At 70.7% G+C, this 18,577-nt stretch carries 16 protein-coding genes and 1 pseudogene; 3 read left to right on the forward strand and 14 right to left on the reverse strand.

Annotated elements, in window-relative coordinates; genetic code table 11:
• Nucleotides 1-43: 43 nt before the first annotated feature.
• Both ACIBW9_RS29590 and ACIBW9_RS29595 read right to left on the reverse strand, forming a co-directional pair.
• Nucleotides 44-913, reverse strand: coding sequence for an esterase/lipase family protein (locus tag ACIBW9_RS29590; RefSeq protein WP_398960093.1), 870 nt, complete (start codon nucleotides 911-913; stop codon nucleotides 44-46).
• A 172-nt stretch (nucleotides 914-1,085) separates the two neighbouring features.
• A pseudogene (locus tag ACIBW9_RS29595) lies at nucleotides 1,086-1,310 on the reverse strand (MarR family transcriptional regulator); the annotation flags it as partial.
• A gap of 170 nt (nucleotides 1,311-1,480) precedes the next feature.
• On the opposite strand from ACIBW9_RS29595, the gene ACIBW9_RS29600 reads away from it, so the two are divergent.
• On the forward strand, nucleotides 1,481-1,819 hold the full coding sequence (locus ACIBW9_RS29600) for a cupin domain-containing protein (RefSeq protein ID WP_398960094.1): 339 nt from the start codon (nucleotides 1,481-1,483) through the stop codon (nucleotides 1,817-1,819).
• A 3-nt stretch (nucleotides 1,820-1,822) separates the two neighbouring features.
• Here the strand turns inward: ACIBW9_RS29600 and ACIBW9_RS29605 are convergent, their stop codons facing one another.
• Both ACIBW9_RS29605 and ACIBW9_RS29610 read right to left on the reverse strand, forming a co-directional pair.
• Nucleotides 1,823-2,797, reverse strand: a complete 975-nt coding sequence (locus tag ACIBW9_RS29605; RefSeq protein WP_398960095.1) for a DNA polymerase thumb domain-containing protein — start codon at nucleotides 2,795-2,797, stop codon at nucleotides 1,823-1,825.
• A complete protein-coding gene (locus ACIBW9_RS29610) occupies nucleotides 2,794-6,225 on the reverse strand; it encodes a DNA polymerase III subunit alpha (RefSeq protein WP_398960096.1) in 3,432 nt (1,143 codons plus the stop codon). The genes ACIBW9_RS29605 and ACIBW9_RS29610 overlap by 4 nt, the downstream gene beginning before the upstream one ends.
• A 152-nt stretch (nucleotides 6,226-6,377) precedes the next feature.
• On the opposite strand from ACIBW9_RS29610, the gene ACIBW9_RS29615 reads away from it, so the two are divergent.
• Nucleotides 6,378-6,602, forward strand: a complete 225-nt coding sequence (locus tag ACIBW9_RS29615; protein ID WP_398960097.1) for a hypothetical protein — start codon at nucleotides 6,378-6,380, stop codon at nucleotides 6,600-6,602.
• Between the two features lie 145 nt (nucleotides 6,603-6,747).
• Here ACIBW9_RS29615 and ACIBW9_RS29620 read toward each other — a convergent pair whose 3' ends face one another.
• The 8 genes from ACIBW9_RS29620 to ACIBW9_RS29655 all read right to left on the reverse strand — a co-directional run bounded on the left by ACIBW9_RS29620 (nucleotide 6,748) and on the right by ACIBW9_RS29655 (nucleotide 16,186).
• Nucleotides 6,748-7,827 carry a S1 family peptidase gene (locus ACIBW9_RS29620; protein WP_398960098.1) on the reverse strand — a complete coding sequence of 360 codons (1,080 nt, stop codon included), beginning with the start codon at nucleotides 7,825-7,827 and terminating at the stop codon, nucleotides 6,748-6,750.
• Nucleotides 7,828-8,058: 231 nt separating this feature from the next.
• Complete coding sequence (locus ACIBW9_RS29625; RefSeq protein ID WP_398960099.1) at nucleotides 8,059-8,949, reverse strand: slipin family protein; 891 nt, start codon at nucleotides 8,947-8,949, stop codon at nucleotides 8,059-8,061.
• Nucleotides 8,950-9,059: 110 nt separating this feature from the next.
• Nucleotides 9,060-9,959 (reverse strand): S1 family peptidase, encoded by a 900-nt coding sequence (locus ACIBW9_RS29630; RefSeq protein ID WP_398960100.1) that lies wholly within the window; start codon nucleotides 9,957-9,959, stop codon nucleotides 9,060-9,062.
• A 343-nt stretch (nucleotides 9,960-10,302) separates the two neighbouring features.
• Entirely contained in the window at nucleotides 10,303-11,667 is a 1,365-nt protein-coding gene (locus ACIBW9_RS29635) for an NtaA/DmoA family FMN-dependent monooxygenase (protein WP_398960164.1), read from the reverse strand.
• Between the two features lie 17 nt (nucleotides 11,668-11,684).
• Nucleotides 11,685-12,764 carry an LLM class flavin-dependent oxidoreductase gene (locus ACIBW9_RS29640; RefSeq protein ID WP_398960101.1) on the reverse strand — a complete coding sequence of 360 codons (1,080 nt, stop codon included), beginning with the start codon at nucleotides 12,762-12,764 and terminating at the stop codon, nucleotides 11,685-11,687.
• A gap of 14 nt (nucleotides 12,765-12,778) precedes the next feature.
• Entirely contained in the window at nucleotides 12,779-13,540 is a 762-nt protein-coding gene (locus tag ACIBW9_RS29645; protein ID WP_398960102.1) for an amino acid ABC transporter ATP-binding protein, read from the reverse strand.
• Nucleotides 13,541-13,574: 34 nt separating this feature from the next.
• Entirely contained in the window at nucleotides 13,575-15,332 is a 1,758-nt protein-coding gene (locus tag ACIBW9_RS29650) for an FAD/NAD(P)-binding protein (RefSeq protein WP_398960103.1), read from the reverse strand.
• Complete coding sequence (locus ACIBW9_RS29655) at nucleotides 15,329-16,186, reverse strand: amino acid ABC transporter permease (RefSeq protein WP_398960104.1); 858 nt, start codon at nucleotides 16,184-16,186, stop codon at nucleotides 15,329-15,331. The genes ACIBW9_RS29650 and ACIBW9_RS29655 overlap by 4 nt, the downstream gene beginning before the upstream one ends.
• Before the next feature lie 411 nt (nucleotides 16,187-16,597).
• On the opposite strand from ACIBW9_RS29655, the gene ACIBW9_RS29660 reads away from it, so the two are divergent.
• The gene (locus tag ACIBW9_RS29660; RefSeq protein WP_398960105.1) at nucleotides 16,598-17,548 is read left to right on the forward strand and encodes an ABC transporter substrate-binding protein; all 951 of its coding nucleotides are present in this window, start codon (nucleotides 16,598-16,600) and stop codon (nucleotides 17,546-17,548) included.
• Between the two features lie 97 nt (nucleotides 17,549-17,645).
• Here ACIBW9_RS29660 and ACIBW9_RS29665 read toward each other — a convergent pair whose 3' ends face one another.
• Nucleotides 17,646-18,242 carry a GTP-binding protein gene (locus ACIBW9_RS29665; protein WP_398960106.1) on the reverse strand — a complete coding sequence of 199 codons (597 nt, stop codon included), beginning with the start codon at nucleotides 18,240-18,242 and terminating at the stop codon, nucleotides 17,646-17,648.
• A complete protein-coding gene (locus tag ACIBW9_RS29670) occupies nucleotides 18,226-18,564 on the reverse strand; it encodes a DUF742 domain-containing protein (RefSeq protein WP_398960107.1) in 339 nt (112 codons plus the stop codon). Before ACIBW9_RS29670 ends, ACIBW9_RS29665 begins: the two co-directional genes overlap by 17 nt.
• Between the last annotated feature and the right edge of the window lie 13 nt (nucleotides 18,565-18,577).

Consider the following 18,577-nt stretch of genomic DNA (forward strand, 5'->3'; position numbering starts at 1 on the left):
GGCCTGTCCGGCGGCTCAGGTCGGACAGGCCCCGAGAGGTGCGTCAGCTCAGCGCCGACGCACAGGTGGTGGCGGTGGCGTGCGCCGGATCGAGGGCGCCCGCCACCTCGTGGAAGGCGATCCGGTCGGTCAGCCCGATCAGGGCGTGCTCGGAGAGGTCGAGTGCGCACAGGTTCTGCAGCAGCACGTTGTGCACGTCGGGACCGCTCAGGAACTGACTGCTGTACGGGGTGACCACCTCGTCGTACTTGGTGGCGATGACCGTGTAGTGGACGCCGGGGACGGTGTCTCCGCCGGCGTTGAGCTTGGTGAGGAAGGCGGATCCGACGATCTGGTCGGCGAGCCCGGGGGTCGAGGCGGAGATCAGGTCTGCGGCGCCGGGGAAGTACGGCAGCAGATTGGTCAGTCCGTCGAGGTCGGTGCCGTGGTTGTCGGGCGCGATGCCGACGAGGGCGTTCACCTTGGCGGCTCCACCGAGGAACTTGAGGTAGTAGCGGGGCATCATGCCGCCCTGCGAGTGGCCCACGAGGTCGACCTTGGCGGCGCCCGTCGCGGCGAGCACCTTGTCGACGTAGGCGGACAGCTGCTCCGCCGACTTGTCGATGGGGCCGAGGCCGTAGAAGACGGAGACGCCCTGCAGCTGGCCGTAGTCGAAGGAGAAGACGCAGTAGCCGCGGTCCTCCAGATACGGGGCGAGGGCGAGCCAGTTGTCGACGGAGTTGGCGAGGGTGCCGTGGACCAGGACCACGGGTCGGGGATGGGCGGCGGAGGGCTTGCAGGAGTAGTCGTTCCAGCCGCTCGACGAGGTGGCGGCCGTGTCGGCGTGGGCTGCGGTGGCGGCGGGGACGGTGACGACCGCGGCGGTCAGCAGCAGCGCGGTCAGGGGTCTGAGCACTCGTTTCCAGGGCAGCATCGGGTGATCTCCTTGCGGCTCAAGGGAGTTGCGATGGCCTTACGCCCTGTGATCCGGATCACGAAGGATGCTGTTCACTCGTCAAGTTACGGGCGAGTAGTGCAAGTGTGAAGTTACGCGTCAGTAAAAACTTCCAGTGGTAACTGACTCGCCAGTAGCCGCCACCGAACCCTCACCAGGCGGGCCGGATGGGCCCATAGGGCGCAATACGCCCCAACTGCCCACCCAACGCCCGCACTCCAGCCTCACCAAGCACCTCACTCCACCCCTGCACCACCTCCGCGGCAGCCTCCTCCGCCGCCCGCGTACAGGCCCACCCCTGCTCGGTCAGCACGACCAACCTGGCGCGGGCGTCCACGGGGTGCACGCGACGCTCGGCGTAGCCCTTCCGTACGACCGCGCTGCGCGGCTGGGCCGATACATCAAGGGCATTGCGGGGTGGCTCACGAGACCGCGGTGCGGTGCCCTCAATCGCACCACTCCGGGCCCCGAGGGCTCAGTCGTGCCCCGTTTCCCGGCGCCTGGATCCTGCCCACCTCTGTGGGTGCCGGCTGCGCTGCACGCCAGTTGCACAACACGCCCCTCACCGGCACCACCCGAGCGGAGCGGGGCGGCAGCAAGGAACTGTGCGCCTGGCGCGGTGAGATCCCCGCCGGGGCCAAGGCGCCGGTGCACACGGTCAATCGTGAGGAGATCTTCCATCTCCTCATCGGGGAACTGCTGATCACCCTCGACGGCCGCACCGAACGCATCACCGCGGGCGACACGGTCATCGTCAACCCCGGCGCGACCCTCGGCGTCGAGAACCCCACCGATCAGACGGCGATCTCCTGGGTCACCACGTCCATCGGCCTGGAGGCGGTGCTCGCCGACGGCACCCGCATCACTCCCCCGTGGGCCAACTGAGGGCTATGCCGCCAGTGCCCCCGGCCGCAGTGCCTCCGGTCCGAACTTCGCCCGTACCCGGTCCGCGACCTCCTCGATGCGGCGGGCCTTCTCGTCCACCGGGTCGAAGGTGAGCTGGTAGGAGGCCTGTTCGGCGGGGCCGAGGGACTCGGCGCGGAGGGCGAGGGTGCGGACGCGGGCGCGCTGGAGGCCCAGCGACTCGTACATGTCGTACGCCGTCCTGGTCAGGGCGGCCGAGTGGGCGGTGGGTTCCTTCAGGGTGCGGGTGCGGGTCGTCGCGGTGCGGTCGGCGTAGCGCGCGGTGAGGGTGAGCGTGCCGCAGACCTTGTCCAGGGCGCGCAGCCGGGCGCCCAGTTCCTCGGCGGCGGAGAGCAGCGCGCGGCGGTGCCGGTCCGGGGACAACTCGTCGCGGGTGAAGGGGCGTTCGGCGGCGAGCGAGCGGGAGACGGCGTTCGGGACGACCCGGCCGCGGTCGACGCCGTTCGCCTTCTCGTGCAGCTCGCGGGCCGCCCTCGCACCGATCAGGCGCTGGAGTGTGGAGAGCGGTGCGGCGGCGACCCGGCCGAGCGTGTCCAGGCCGTACTCGTCCAGGGTGCGGGCGGTGGCCGCGCCGACACCGGGGAGCGCGGTGACCGGGCGGTCCGCGAGGAACTCCGCGATGCCGTCCGGATCGCCGGGGGCCTCGCAGGTCAGCCCGGGCCCGGCCGCACCCAGTGCCACCCGGGCCAGCATCGGACCCGGCCCGGCGCCGATCGCGCAGTCGACGCCGTACAGGGCGAGGGCGCGCACCCGGATCACCGCCGCCAGCTCGACCGCGCTGCGACCGAAGTACCGCTCGGCACCCCGCAGATCGGCCAGCGCCGCGTCCGGCGGCAGCGCCTGGACGACCGGGGTGAACTCCTCCAGCAGCCCGAGCAGCCCCGGCAGCGCGGCTTCCGAGGCCTGCGGCAGCTGGAAACGTACGCACACGATGGTCATCCCGCACTCCCCGGGCTCTGGTGCCACAACTTCCGTACCTGTGAGGGCTCTTGGCCCGCCGGCCGCAGATCGGCCCACGGGTTCATCTCGTATCCGGTGGGCAGTTGGATCCGCCGGCCGCGGGCCGAATCCCCGCCACCCTCCGGCAGCGGCTGCGCCAGCCGTTTCGCCACCTCGTCGAGGCCGCCCTCGGCGCGAAGTTCGACCAGTTCGGCGAGGTTCCAGGCGGCGGCGCCCACCACGCTGAGGCTGCGCGGACCGCGCCGCTGCACCACCCCGCGCACCAGCAGCAGCCAGGAGTGGAAGACGGTGTGGGCGCAGGCGTCGTGGGAGTCGTCGAAGAAGGCGAGGTCGACCAGGCCCGTGCCGTCGTCCAGGGTGGAGAAGATGACACGCTTGCCGGAGCGGATCGGCGGGGTCTGCGTGGCCGCCTTGGCGCCCGCCACGAGAACCGTCTCGCCGTGCCTGGTCTCGCGCAGCCGGCGCGCGGAGACCACGCCCAGCTCGTCGAGGAAGGCCCTGTGATCATCCATCAGATTGCGCGAGGCGTCCATCGACAGCACTCCCAGTTCGGCACTGAGCTTCTCCGCCTCCGACAGGTCCGGCAGCCCGGCCGAGGCCGTCTTCCGGCCGCCCGCCAGCGGGAGTTGACCGCCGCCCGCACCCCGGGCACCCCGGTGCAGCTCGGTCAGGTGCAGTTGCAGGTCACGGCGGTTGGCGCCGAAGGAGTCCAACGCTCCGACCTGGGCCAGCCTTTGGGCCAGCGGCCTGCTCGGCCGCGCCCGCTCCCAGAAGTCCAGCAGCGAGGCGTACGGCTGCCCCTCCGCGATCCGCGCCGCCTCGGCCTCGCTGATGCCGTACACGTCGGAGAGGGCAAGCCGCAGCCCCCACACGGCAGGTGATTCAGACACCAGTTCGATACGGTGTGCGACCGCCGACTTGTTCACATCCAACGGCAGCACCGGCACCCCGCGCCGCCGCGCGTCCGCCAGCAGCAGCCGCTTCGGATACATCCCGGGGTCGTGCGTGAGCAGTCCGGCGTAGAAGGCGGCCGGGTGGTGCGCCTTCAGCCACGCCGACTGGTAGGTCGGCACGGCGAAGGCGACCGCGTGCGCCTTGCAGAAGCCGTAACTGCCGAAGGCCTCGATGATCTCCCAGGTCCGCCGAATCGTTTCTGCGTCGTACCCGGCCGCCGCCGCGTGCTGGGCGAACCACACCTTGATCCGGCCTTGCGACTCCGGGTCCGACAGCCCGCGCCGCACCCGGTCCGCCTCGCCGCGTCCGCAGCCGGTCATGATGGCCACGATGTCGATGATCTGCTCGTGGAAGACGACGACCCCGTACGTCCCCTTCAGCGGTTCCTCCAGGTCCGGGTGCGGATAACGGATGGGCGCCCGCCCGTGCCGCGCCTCGATGAACGGCCGCACCATGTCGGCGGCGACCGGACCGGGACGGAAGAGGGAGATGTCGACGACGAGGTCGTGGAAGGTGGCCGGCTGCAGGCGTCCCACCAGGTCCCGCTGGCCCGGCGACTCGATCTGGAAGCAGCCCAGGGTCTCGGTGGAACGGATGAGCCGGTACGTCGCCGGGTCGCCGCCCTCGAGCGCGTCCAGGTCGATCCGCTCCCCCGTGGCCCGCTGCACCTCGGCGACCGCGTGCGCCATCGCCGACTGCATCCGCACCCCGAGCACATCGAGTTTGAGCAGTCCGAGGTCCTCGACGTCGTCCTTGTCGAACTGCGACATGGGGAAGCCCTCGCCGCTGGTCGGCATGACCGGCGTACGGCTCAACAGGGACGCGTCGGAGAGGAGCACCCCGCAGGGATGCATGGCGACTCCGCGCGGCAGGGCGTCGAGCGCCTCGACCAGTTCCCAGAGCCGCCCGTAGCGCTCCTTCTCCCCGGCCAGTGCCCTGAGTTCGGGCAGTTCCTCCAGTGCCGCGCGGGCGTCGCGGGCGCGGATGTGCGGGAAGGACTTGGCGATGCGGTCGATGTCGGCCGGGTCCATGGACAGGGCCGCGCCGACGTCACGGATCGCATGGCGGACCCGGTACGTCTCCGGCATCGAGACCGTCGCGACCCGCTCCTCGCCGAACCGGTCGATGATCGCGCGATAGACCTCCAGCCTGCGCGCGGACTCCACGTCGATGTCGATGTCAGGGAGCACGACCCGTTCCTTGGACAGGAAGCGCTCCATCAGCAGCCCGTGCTCGACCGGGTCGGCGTTCGCGATGCCGAGGAGGTGGTTGACCAGGGAGCCCGCTCCGGAGCCACGGGCGGCCACCCGGATGCCCATCTTCCGTACGTCGTCCACCACTTGAGCGACCGTCAGGAAGTAGGAGGCGAAGCCGTGGTGGGCGATGATGTCCAGCTCGCGGTGCATCCGCTCCCAGTAGGCGCGCCTGCCGGAGTAGCCGTGCAGCACCATCCCGGCCGCCGCCCGCGAGGCCAGTGCCCGCTGGGCGGTGCGGCGGCCGGCGCCGACGAGGTGCGGCTCGGGGAAGTGGACGGCGCCCATGCCGAGGTCGTCCTCGGGGTCGACCAGGCACTCGGCGGCCGTCGCCTGCGTCTGCTCCAGCAGCCGGTGGGCGGTGTCGCGCCGGTAGCCCGCGGCCTCGACGATCCGCTCGGCGGTGTGCAGCATGTCACCCGCACCCTTGAGCCAGGCCTCGCCCGAGTCCAGCTCCTTCGTCGGGTCGACGGGGACCAGACGGCGGGCCGCGTCCAGGACGTCGGCGACCGGGCCGAGGCCGGGGTCGGCGTAGCGGACGGCGTTGCTGAGCACCGGGCGGATGCGCTGTTCGGCGGCGAAGCCGACGGTGCGGGCGGCCAGGCGCAGCGAGCCGGGGCCGGTGCCCTTGCGGCCGTGCCAGACCGTCTCGAGGCGCAGGGCGTCGCCGTAGATCTCGCGCCAGGGGGCGAGCAGCCTGGCCGCGCGGTCGGGGCGGCCGGCCGCGAGGGCGCGGCCCACGTCGGAGGCGGGGCCGAGCAGGACGGTCAGGCCGTCGGCACGGTTGTCGGTCCAGGGCAGCAGGGGCGGGCCGTCGGCGGAGTGCGCCGCGGTGACCAGGCGGCACAGGTCGGCCCAGCCGCGGGCGCCGTCCCGGGCGAGGAAGGTGACGCGGGGGGTCGACTCGTCGATGAAGGCACCGCCGCGTACGGGGGTGCGGCGCCGCTCCCGCCGTACGGGATCGTCCTCGCGCAGCCGGGCGGGCTGCTGCACGGCCAGGTCCGCGCCGAACAGCGGTCGGACGCCCGCCCCGGCGCAGGCCTTGGCGAAGCGGACCGTGCCGGCGAGGGTGTCGCGGTCGGTGAGGGCGAGGGCGTCCATGCCCTGCTCGGAGGCGCGCTCCGCCAGCCGCTCCGGATGCGAGGCGCCGTAGCGCAGGGAGAATCCGGAGGCGGTGTGCAGATGGGTGAAGCCAGGCATCCGCACCTCCCGCTGTCTGAGCCGTCTCCATTATCGAACATCAGTTCCCGACTGCCTCACCTCCACCATAGACCAAAAACCGAACGAGTGTGCGACAACCGTTCGCCCCTCCCCCACCTGCGGAAACGTCCGCCACCCCGGACGGTGAGGACATGGCGCCCAAGGCCGCGGTCGAGCAGACGGTGGCCCGGCTGGGCCGGTTGCGCGGCTCACCCTTCGACCCGCGGGTGGGGGCGGTCGGGGCGGCAACGCTCGCGCTCATGCTGCCGCCGTTCTGGAAGGCGATCGGGCGCGCTGCCGCCCGGCGCCGGGACCTGGGCGGCGCGGTCGATCGCGTACTTCAAGGGAAACGCGGCTCGGTCCGGGGAACCGCGTGACCAGCCACAACGCGCCCGCAGAATTGAACACACCCGCAGACAGTCAACCGCACATCCCGCGGAGCGACACGGCACGCGAAAGTCCCGCCCCTCGCGCGCAGGGGCGGGACTTCACACAACTTCGCGCATCCGGCGGAGCCGACGATCAGCCGATCTGGGCGCCCTCGGCCGACAGCGCCTCGGTGACCGGCTGGAAGAAGGTCTCGCCGCCGGAGGTGCAGTCGCCGCTGCCGCCGGAGGTGAGGCCGATCGCCGCGTCGCCGTCGAAGAGCGAGCCGCCGCTGTCGCCGGGCTCGGCACAGACGTCGGTCTGGGTGAGACCGCTGACCGTGCCCTCCGAGTAGTTCACGGTGGCGTTCAGGCCGGTGACCGTGCCGGTGTGCACCTGGGTGGTGGAGCCGCTGCGGGTCACCTTCTCGCCGACCGTGGCCTCGGCGGCGTGGGTGATGGACTGCGAGGAGCCGTTGTAGAGGTCGACCGCGCTCGGGTGGTCCACGTCGGCGGTGTACTTCACCAGGCCGAAGTCATTGCCGGGGAACTGGGAGTCGGCGTTCTGGCCGATCTGGTTGCCGCCGGAGTCCGACCAGGTCTTGATGGCGTCGGTGCAGTGGCCCGCGGTGAGGAAGTACGCCGCGCCGCCCTTGGTCACGTTGAAGCCGAGCGAGCAGCGCCCGCCCGAGCCGGAGATGGCGTCGCCGCCCGCGACGAAGGGCTTGAACTCCCCCTTCGAGCGCTTGAGTTCGGCCTTGGCGCCGAGCCCGTCGACGACCTTGGAGAGCTTGGCCCACTCGGCCTTGGAGACGGTCTTGTCGGCGGTGACGACGACCTTGTTGCTCACCGGGTCCGTCGACCACGAGGTGCCGGGGATGGTGGCGTCCTTGGTCAGCGTCGTACGGGCGGCGTCGAGTTCGGCGAGGGAGTTCTCCACGAGTCTCGCCTTGGCGCCGGCCGCCTCGACGGTCCTGGCGGCGGCCTGGTCGAGGACGTTCACGACGAGGCTCTTCGCCTTCGCGTCGTAATACGTTCCCGCCGCGTCGCCGCCGAGGCTCTTGCCGAGCGTCGAGGCGAGCTTTCCGGCCGCCACGGCCGACAGGGTCTCGGGCGCGGAGGCCTTCGAGGGCTCGCTGGCGTTCGCAGTCTGGAAGGTGACTCCCGCGGCCACCAGTGCGGCTATGCCCGCACCGGCCACGGCGGCACGCCGCTTGGGTATGCGTCGGTGCTTCAACTCACGTCCTCCTGTGGGGGGTCGGTCCGGGAGGTTGTGGGGACCTCGCGAACCGGAAGGCGTTGAACAGCGCCTACTATCCCGAGGGCGGCAGGGAGCACACAAGGGCGTCTTCAGGACGCGCGTAGAACGCGGTGTGCGCGCCCCCTACCTTTTTGACAGTGCACGGTCACCCCATGTCTTCGCTCTGCAAACACTACGAGCGAGTAACCCATGTGCGGTGCGTGAGGTCTAGTCCTGTCCGGAATTCGACCCCTCGGGGCCGGCCTCCAAGCTCGGCACGGGAGGCGGCAGTTGCTCCTGCACCGGTTGCTGCTGGGCCTGGACCGGCTGCTGCGGGACCTGCTGGGGCGCCCCGGCCGTCTGCTGCGCCTTCTCCAGGAACCTCAGCAGCTCCACCGGGAACGGCAGCACGAGCGTGGAGTTCTTCTCGGCGGCGACGGCCGTCACCGTCTGCAGCAGCCGCAGTTGCAGCGCGGCCGGGGTGTCCGCCATCTGCTGCGCGGCCTCGGCGAGCTTCTTCGAGGCCTGGAGTTCGGCGTCGGCGTTGATGACCCGGGCCCGGCGCTCCCGGTCGGCCTCGGCCTGCCGGGCCATCGAACGCTTCATGGTCTCGGGCAGGGACACGTCCTTGATCTCGACGCGGTCGATGGTGACGCCCCACTCCACGGCCGGGCTGTCGATCATCAACTCCAGCCCCTGGTTGAGTTTTTCCCGGTTGGACAGCAAATCATCCAGTTCGCTCTTGCCGATGATGGACCTGAGCGAGGTCTGCGCCATCTGCGCGACCGCGAACCGGTAGTCCTCGACCCGGACGACCGCCTCGGCCGGCCCGGTCACCTTGAAGTAGACGACGGCGTCCACCCGCACCGTGACGTTGTCCCGGGTGATGCCCTCCTGCGCGGGCACCGGCATCGTCACGACCTGCATATTGACCTTCTGGAGCCGGTCCACGAACGGCACGATCATCGTGAACCCCGGCCCGCGCACCTCGTCGCGGAGCTTGCCGAGCCGGAACACCACACCGCGTTCGTACTGCTTGACGACCCGAGCGGCCGCCATCACGTACACCACACCGGCGGACGCGAGGGTCGCTCCCGCCGCCACCAGCTCCTCGACCATGCCGCCCCCAGGGGACCGAGCACCACGTGTGCTTCGAAGGTAACTCCGTCACCCGGACAAGAGGGAGCCCCCGCGCGCCGGTTGCGCACGGGGGCCGGGAACAGCGGGCGTCAGCCGATGCTCACGCCGTAGTAGCTCAGGGCCTCGGTGACCGGCTGGAAGAAGGTCGTGCCGCCGGAGGTGCAGTTGCCGCTGCCGCCGGAGGTCAGACCGTACGCCACGGTGCCGCCGTACAGCGGGCCGCCGCTGTCGCCGCCCTCTGCGCAGACCGTGGTCTGGATCAGGCCGTAGACGATGTCGCCGCTGCCGTAGTTGACGGTGGCGTTCAGGGCGGTGACCCGGCCGCTGTGCGTACCGGTGGTGGAGCCGCGGCGGTACACCGTGGTGCCGACGCTCGGGGTGGCCGCGCTGGTGATGGTCTGGCTGCCGACCGTGCTCGGGTGCGAGATCGACGAGTTGGTGTAGCGCACCAGCGCGAAGTCGTTGCCCGGGAAGCTGTAGCCCACGTTGGTGCCCAGCGTGGTGGTGTGGCCCGAGTTGGAGTACCAGGTGGAGGCGACCTCACCGCAGTGGCCCGCGGTCAGGAAGTAGTAGGTGCTCCCGCTGTGCACGTTGAAGCCGAGGGAGCAGCGGTACTGGCCGCCGTAGATGGCGTCGCCACCGCTGATCAGGGGCTTGAACTGCCCGGAGGTGCGCTTGATGGTGAGGGCGCCGGCATTGCTGCCCGCCTGCCGCTTGATCTTCGCGATCTCGGCCTGGGAGACCGTGCTGTCGACGGTGACGACGACACGGTGGTTCTTGCTGTCGACGGCCCAGGCGGTGCCCGGGACATCGGCCTTGAGCACCGAGGCGTCGGCGCTCTTGAGCTGGGCCGTGCTGAAGGGGGTGGCGGTGGACGCGTTCGCGCTGGGGACCGCGAACGCTGCGGCGGCCACGAGACCGGTGGCGACGGCGATCAGCCGGGTCCGTCTCGCAATGCCGCTGCGGGGGGTGGTGCGCTTGATCCTCACGTTCGTTCCTCCCAAGGGGAAGTCGGGGGCCCGCGTGGGGTCGGGGCCCGTGAGGCGCAGCCAGGGCCGCGTTCGTCCGGATTCCGGACACGCCGTGCCCCTGACAAGCGCTTGACGGGGAGTATTCGGCCGAACGGCCGGTAGGCGCAAGGGCGCCTTTCGGCCGTCAACCCCTCAACGAACCATGAGTTTTGGCCAACTCTGCCCTGGTTGGGACCAGGTTGCGGACGCCCGCCTCGCCCGTATGTTCCCCGGCGGCGGGAACGGCAGAAGCCCAGCACGCGGGGATGTCCGGAAGTCGCCCTTCCGGATGGCCCTCGACCCCGGGCGCGCCCCAGGCCGGTCAGGCACTGACGGACGGTACCGGGTCGGGCAGGCCGAGATGTGACCGCAGCGTCGCCCCCTGGTACTCCGTGCGGAAAGCGCCGCGCTCCTGCAGCAGCGGCACCACACGGTCCACGAACTCGTCGAGCCCGACCGGAGTGATCAGCGGCTGGAGGACGAAGCCGTCGGCGGCGTCCTTCCGCACATACTCGTCGAGTTCGGCGGCGACGGCCTCGGGCGTGCCGATGAAGGACTGCCGGCCGCCCGCCTCGATCACGGTCTGCCGGATGGACAGCCCCTTCTCCTTGGACGCGCGCGCCTCCCCCACTCTCGAACTTCGCTCGAGCGGGGGGACCCCCATCTCCGCGATCGCCACGGTGTCGCCGCACCGGGTCCGTCCCTGGGTGATCGCGGAGTCCGCCACCGGGTCGATCTCGGGGAGCGGGCCGTCGGGGTCGCACGCCGACAGGTCGACGCCCCAGATCTGCTCCAGGGCGAGGATCGCGTTCGGCGGGGACACCTGCTGCCGCCGGATCTCGGCGGCTCTCTCCTGGGCCTCGGCGGCGGTGTCGCCGAGGACGACGGTGACACCAAGCATGATCTTCAGGTCGTCCGGGGCGCGGCCGTACTTCTCCAGGCGGCGCTTCACATCGGCGTAGAACGAGCGCCCCGCCTCCAGCGTGCCGTGCCGGGTGCTGTGCCTTCCCGGGGGATAACCCCCGGACCCCCAGCCGGAAAGGACCACGTCGGCCGTGGACGCGGCGAACTCCCGTCCCTCGCCGGAGTCCCCGGCCTGGATGACGACGGGGTGCCCCTGCGGTGAGCGCGGCACGGTGAACTCGCCCGCGATGTCGAAGTGCTGCCCGCGGTGCGCGAACGGCCGGGAGACGCCCTCGGGGGTCCAGGAGTCCCACAACTTCCTTGCCACGCCCACGAATTCGGCGGCGCGCGAGTACCGGTCCGCCGGGTCGAGGAAGCCGCCGCGCCGGAAGTTCTCGCCGGTGAAGACGTCGGAGGAGGTCACCACGTTCCAGGCCGCGCGGCCGCCGCTGAGGTGGTCCAGCGTGGCCAGTCGGCGGGCGAGCTCGTAGGGCTCGTTGCAGGTCGCGTCGACGGTGGCGGCGAGGCCGAGGTGTTCGGTGACGCCGGCCAGCGCGTTCAGCACGGTCAGCGACTCGGGCCGGCCCACCACGTCCAGGTCGTGGACACGGCCCTTGTGCTCGCGCAGCCGCAGCCCCTCGGCGAGGAAGAAGAAGTCGAACAGACCGCGTTCGGCGGTGCGGGCGAGGTGTGCGAAGGACGAGAGGTCGATCTGCGACCGCGATCGCGGATCGGCCCACACCGTGGTGTTGTCGACCCCCGGGAACTGTGCCGCGAGATGCATCTGCTTGCGTCGTACGGTCATGACGCTCCCCCGGTCACGGCGTACCGGTTGGCGGGCCTCGCGAGGCCCAGGTGCTCCCTCAGGGTGCTGCCCGGGTAGAAGGTGCGGAACAGCCCGCGGTGCTGGAGCAGCGCCACCGTCCCGTTGACGAGCCGCTCCAGGTCACGGCGCGGCTCGGTGGGCGTGAGGTGGAAGCCGTCGACGATGCCGTCCGCGTGCCAGCCGGCGATCAGTTCGGCGAGGTCCACGGGGCCGCCCCGGTACAGCGGGCCCTGCACGGTCTGCCGGGGGCCGCCCCCGCCGTGGCCCGGCTCGGCCGCGTGCTCACCGTCGCCGAGGTCGACGAGGAGGCTCACGAGCACCCGCAGGGTGTCGGGGTTGCGTCCGAACTCGGCGGCCGACTGGCGGAGTTGGTCCCGTACGGCGGCGGCCTGCGCGGGGCTCGCGGCCCGCACCAGGGCCACGTCGGCGTACTGGGCGGCGGTGCGCCGGGCGTGCCCCTCGGTGGCGTCGACCACGCGGACGGGGTGGCCCTGCGGGGGCCGCGGCACGATCGAGGGGCCCTTCACCGAGAAGCCGGCGCCGGTGAAGTCGACGTGGTGCAGCTTGTCCCGGTCGATGAAGCGGCCGGTCGCCGGGTCCCGTATCTCGGCGTCGTCCTCCCAGCTGTCCCACAGTCTGGCGGCCACGTCGGCGACTTCGCCGGCCTCGCGCCACAGTTCCTCGGCGGTCACGGCATGGCGGCGGCCGAAGAGACGGGCCTCGCCCTCGGTGGTGGACACGTCGATCCGCCAGCCGGCCCGGCCGCGGCTGACCCAGTCGAGGGTGGCGACGGCGGCCTGCACATGGAAGGGCTCGGTGTGGGTGGTGGTGACGGTGGGGACCAGGCCGAGGCGGGTGGTGGCGGGGGCGACCCGGGAGAGGACGGCGAGCGCGTCGGGCCCGGGGCGGGCGAAGGTGTCGTCCAGCGTGACGAAGTCCAGGCCGCCGCGCTCGGCGAGCCGCGCCAGTTCGATGTGGGAGCCGGCGTCGAACACCGCCGGCTGGTCCAGGGCGGCGGCCAGGTGCAACCGCCCCCGGCCGTGCGATGAGGTCATGTGGGGGGAACCTTTCAGAGAACCTTGGAGAGAAACGCCCTGGTGCGCTCGTGGCGGGGAGCGTCCAGCACGTCACCGGGCGGGCCCTGTTCGACGATCTTTCCGTCGGCCATGAAGACCACGGTGTCGGCGACCTCACGGGCGAAGCCGATCTCGTGCGTGACGACGATCATCGTGGTGCCCTGATCGGCCAGGTCCCGTATGACGTCGAGGACTTCGCCGACCAGCTCGGGGTCGAGCGCGGACGTCGGTTCGTCGAAGAGCAGCAGCTTGGGCTCCAGCGCCAGTGCCCGTGCGATGGCGACCCGCTGCTGCTGTCCGCCGGAGAGCTGCCGCGGGTAGGCGTCGGCCTTGTCCGCGAGACCCACCCGGTCCAGCAGCCGGCGCGCACTCTCGAGCGCCTCCTTGCGCGGCCGTTTCAGCGCGGACACGGGTGCCTCGATGATGTTGTCCACCACGGTGAGGTGCGGGAACAGATGGAAGTTCTGGAAGACGAACCCGATCCGGGTGCGCTGCTTGAGCACCTCACGCTCGGGCAGTTCGTGCAGCTTGTCGCCGGAGCGCCGGTAGCCGACCAGCGTGCCGTCCACGCTGATCGCTCCGCGGTCCACCTTCTCCAGGTGGTTGATGGTGCGCAGCAACGTCGACTTGCCGGAGCCGGACGGGCCGAGGACGACGGTGACCTCGCCGGTGCGCACCTCCAGATCGATGCCCTTGAGGACCTCGAGCGAGCCGAAGCTCTTGTGGACGGATCTGATGTCGACCATGACGCTCATCGGGGCACTTCCTTGGGAAGGGGAGTCAGGCGGGTCATGCGGCCGCGCTGCCGTCCAGCTCGCGCAGGAACCGCAGCACGGCCCGTGCGGTGGCGTCGTTCTGCCGGAAGGCGGGACCGCCGGTGCGCGGCCGGGTGAAGGCGCCGGGCGTGCGTCCGTCGGTGTAGGGCCCGAGCGCGAACCGCCTTGGATGCGGCCGCCCGACGCCGTCGAGGAGCCGCCCGTCGGCGGGGTCCACCCGGAGCAGCCCGTCGGGGGTCTCGACGGCGCCGTCGGCGTGCAGTTCGCGCAGCAGGGGGTCGCGGGCCCGTCCGACGGTGGGCTCGGGCAGCCGCGCCTCGACCAGCGCCCGTGCCTCGACGAAGGCACCCGGAACGGTGGCGCTGGACGCCCGGAACACCCCGTCCTCGGCGCTGACGGTCATGTCGGCGCCGAGGAACTTCAGGACTCCGGCTCGGGACAGCGCCAGCAGCTGCCGCAGCCGCGGTCCGGGCGGCCCGGAGGCCAGATAGCTGAAGAAGCCGTGCCACCAGGGGCCGATACCACCGAGTCGGACCAGCTGACCGTAGACGGAGAGCAGCCCGAGGAACACGGCCAGGTCGGGGCTGTGGTCGGGGTCGTGACGTCTGCTCAGGTCATGCTCGACATAGCCCCGCAGCCCCTCCTGGAACTCCTCGAAGGAGCCGTACCGCACCCCGTCCAGCGGGTGGTCGAGCGCGTCCAGGTCGAGCCGGTCGGCGGGGTCGGGCACGGCGGACGCCACGAGCGCCTCCCGCTCGGCCACGCCGGACGCGGCCGCGTACTTCTCCTCGAAGACGTTCCATTCGACGGCCGTCCGCTCCGGATGCACGGTGAACAGCCGGTGGTAGTGGGCGAACCCCAGCTCCTTCTCCACCAGCGGCCACACGTCCCGCCGGAAGTCGAACCCGTCGGGACGCGCGAGCAGCGCCTCGACCTCGGGCGGCCCGAAGAACCGCGGCAGCGGCGGCCGTTCGCCGCTCCAGTCGTAGCCGATCTTCGAGTGGTACGGCACTCCGCGCCGCGAACCGACGTACAGCACCGGCTCCTGCCCCGACGGCACATAGGTGTCGCCCTCGTACCGCCCGCCCCGCCCCTCGGTCAGCAGCACCATCAGGTCGACGAAGGCGAGCCCGAACCCGCGCACGAGAACGGGCTCACCGGCCTTCAGCGCGGTCAGATCGCTGTCGGCGGTGAAGTCGGGCGGAAGGTGGACCAGCCCGTGCGCACGCGCGTACTCGGCCAACTCGACCTGCTGAACGTCGAGTTCGGCGTCGAGGTGGCCGAGCGCGAGCACGACGAGGTCGGCCAGGAGCGGGCGCGGGCGGCCCTCCAGCCACACCTGCTGACGGCCCTCGCGCGGGCCGCTGACCCGAAGGGCGCGCCGGGGATGGTGGTGGACGACGACACCCGGGGGCAGGTCGGCCACGGCCTGTTCATGCACCCAGCGCAGATACGCCCCCTGGAGCTGCCGGTCCGCGAAGGTACGGCCGTCGATGCCGGCCCACTCGTGCAGCGTGGGCCCCTCCCGCACCGGGCCCTCCATGGCCACCGTCTCGTCGGTGAACATGGTGACGTCCTCGGCGTGGGAGTTCATCCACAGCAGCGGCGACTGGGCGGCGCGCCAGATGCGTCCGGCGCCCGGCGGATGGGGGTCGACGAGATGGATGTCGAGGCCCGAACCGGCATACAGCTCGGAGGCGTTGGCCGCGATCCGCTCGATGAGACCGGTCCCCCGCGGCCCGGCCCCGACGATCACCAGGGAGGGCCTCATCGCGCGCGCTCCGAACCGCGGGCGTAGTGCTTCTCCACGTAGTACTGCCCGACACCGAGCACCGAGGTGACGACGGTGTACCAGAGGGTGGCCACCATCAGCAGCGGAATGACCTGGTAGGTGCGGTGGTAGATCAGCTGCGCCGAGAAGAGCAGGTCGTTCACCGCGATGACGCTGACGATGGAGGTGCCCTTGAGGGTGCCGATCAGCATGTTCCCGGCGGGCGGCACGATGGAGCGCATCGCCTGTGGCAGCACGATCCGCCGCCAGCGCCGCCAGCGGCTCAGCCCGAGCGCCTGGGCGGCCTCGATCTGCCCCCGGTCGACGGACAGGATGCCGCCGCGCACGACCTCGGCGGCGTAGGCGGCCTCGTGCAGCGTGAGTCCGACGACGGCGACCTCGACGGGCCCGAGCAGATTGACCGTCTTGACCCCGAACAACTCGGGATACAGGGCCCCGATGTTGAACCACAACAACAGCTGCACCAGGATCGGAATCGACCGGAAGAGCCAGACATAGCCCCAACTCACCGCTCTCAGCACGGGGTTGGCGGACAGCCGGAACGCGGCGAGCAGCGTGCCCAGCGCAAAGCCGAGCACCATCACGACCGCGGTCAGCCACAGCGTGAGCCACAGCCCGCGCAGCACCGAGTCCGAGGTGAAGTACTCGGCGACGACGTCCCACTCGAACGCCCGGTTGCGCAGTACGGAGTTGACGGCGAGGCCGAGCAGGGCGAGCACGAGGACGGCTGCGGTCCACTGGCCGAACCGCCGCTGCGGCACGATGCGCAGGGCATCGGCCTGCTCGGGTATGTCCGGTGCCGCCGGGACTTTGGCGAGAGTGTCGGAAGACATGCGAAGGCTCCGTGACGCGTTGGTCGAACACGGTGGATGCCTTCACACGGACGCGCCGGGCTGCACACAGCGACAGCGCGCTACGGCCGAGCCCCTCAGCAGGGCCGTCCATCGACTGTACGGGGCCGTTTCCCCTCACTGTCAAGGCTGTCCGGCATGTGAGCAGCACGTCTCAAGTCAGTTGACGCAGAACCGGATGCCTGTTCCACTTGGCCCATGCATCCACAGCAGTGGCTGGTCACGCGCTCCCACATCGACTTCGGTCGAGTGTGGTCCTGTTCCTGTTGAGCCGACCTCACTGCGCGCCCTGACCGGGCGTTCTCAGCGTTCTCCCGCTTCGCCTTCACACGCGCACGCACCCCTCCCCTCGCGCTCTTCTCACTCCTTCCTGCTTCCAGGAGACCGCACCCGATGCGCACGTTCACGCGTACCCGTAGAACCCTCTTCGCACCTTTCGCCCTGATCACGTCCGCCACGGTGCTGCTCACCGCTTGCGGCTCGGGTCCGGACGGCTCGACCGACGCCGCGGGCACCTCGGCGAAGGCGGACAAGATCCCCACGACGGACGTGGTCTCCGCCGTCCACAAGGACGAGGCGTCGGCAAAGCTGCTGCCGCCGGGCACGACAAGCCTCACCGTCGCGTTCAGCGTCGGCGGCACCCCGCCCGGCACCACCTACCTGGACGACGGCAAAACCCTGACCGGCCAGGACGTCGACTTCGCCGACGCGGTCGCCAAGGTGCTCGGCATCAGGCTCAAGTCCGAACAGGCCGGCTTCGAGGCGATCCTGCCGGCCCTCGACAGCGGCAAGTACGACTTCGGCGCGAGCAACTTCGGCGTCACGGACGAACGCCGCAAGACCATCGACTTCGTCACCTACATCAACGACGGCCAGGGCTTCGCCACCCGCAAGGACAGCAAGCTCTCCAAGGTCACGGACCTGAGGCAGCTGTGCGGCCTGAACGTGGCAACCGGCGCCGGCACCACCTTCGAGGCGACGCTGGAGGAGAACAAGAAGCTCTGCACGGCCGCCGGCAAGAAACCGTACAACGTGCAGACCTACAGCGAGACGGGCGCCATCTGGTCCTCCCTCCAGCAGGGCCGCAGCGACGTGGTGATGTCCACGATCAACGGTCTCCGCTACGCGGTGGCCCACCAACAGGGCGTGAAGTTCCTCAACGAGTACCACCGCCTGGACGTGGGCTTCGCCTTCAAGAAGGGCACCAGACTGGCCCCCGCCTTCCAGTCAGCGGTGAACAAGCTGATAGCAGACGGCACGTACGAGAAGGTCCTGAAGAAGTGGGGAACGACGGGCTCGGCGATCACGAAGTCGCAGATCTCGCCCCCGGAGCTGCAGAACTAACGGCTGTGCCCCGCGCCTGCTTTTAAGGGGCGCGGGGCTGTGTCGATCTGCGGCCCCGCCGCGTGGGCGCGAGCAACCACAACCAACCCCGCACCCGCTAACGCACCAGAGCCGCCCGTCTCTTAGGCGCAGCCCGAACCCCGATCACCCGATCCATCAACGCCCCCAGAACATCCCGCACCGAGGAACGATCCCGCGCATCACACTCCAGCACCGGAACGTCGGCCCCCAGGCCAAGCGCCTCCCGGACCTCCTCCAGTTCGAACCGCTCCGCCCCGTCGAACCGATTCACCGCAAGGACGAACGGCGCCCCCTGCGACTCGAAGTAGTCGACGGCCGGAAAGCACTCCTCGATGCGCCGGGTGTCCGCGAGGACGACCGTCCCCAGGGCTCCCTCCACCAGGTCGTCCCACAGGAACGAGAACCGGTCCTGCCCCGGCGTCCCGAACAGATAGAGCGCGATCGTCGGATCAAGAGTGATCCGCCCGAAATCCAGCGCCACGGTCGTGGTCGTCTTCGACTCGACCCCGTCGAGCGAATCGACGCCCACGGAGACCTGCGTCATCGCGGCCTCCGTGTCCAGCGGTTCGATCTCCGAAATCGCCCCGATGAACGTGGTCTTGCCGACACCGAGTCCACCGCTCACCACGATCTTCACGGCGAGCGGCACGATCCTGTCAGAGCGCCCGGACATGGTCCCTGATCCTTTCGAGCATCTGGAGCGGCAGCTCCTCGGGTTCCCGGCAGTCGAGCCGGCCGGCGACGACCAGGTCGGACACGAGCACCTTGGCGACGCCCAGCGGGATGCCGACCCGCGACGCCACCTCGGCGACCGTCGTCGGCTGCTCGCACACCGCGACGATGTGCCGCCGCTCGAACGTCAGCGACTCGTCGGGGTCACCGACGGCGACGACCAGCGTCTCCAGCCGCAGGTCGGCCTGGAGCGGCTCGGCCCGGCCGCCGGTGATGATGAACGGCCGGACGAACGTCGCGTCCTCAACAGGCTCTACGTCCATGGGCTCTTCGCCG

Source organism: Streptomyces sp. NPDC049541 (genome assembly GCF_044465725.1).
Classification (GTDB): Bacteria; Actinomycetota; Actinomycetes; order Streptomycetales; family Streptomycetaceae; genus Streptomyces.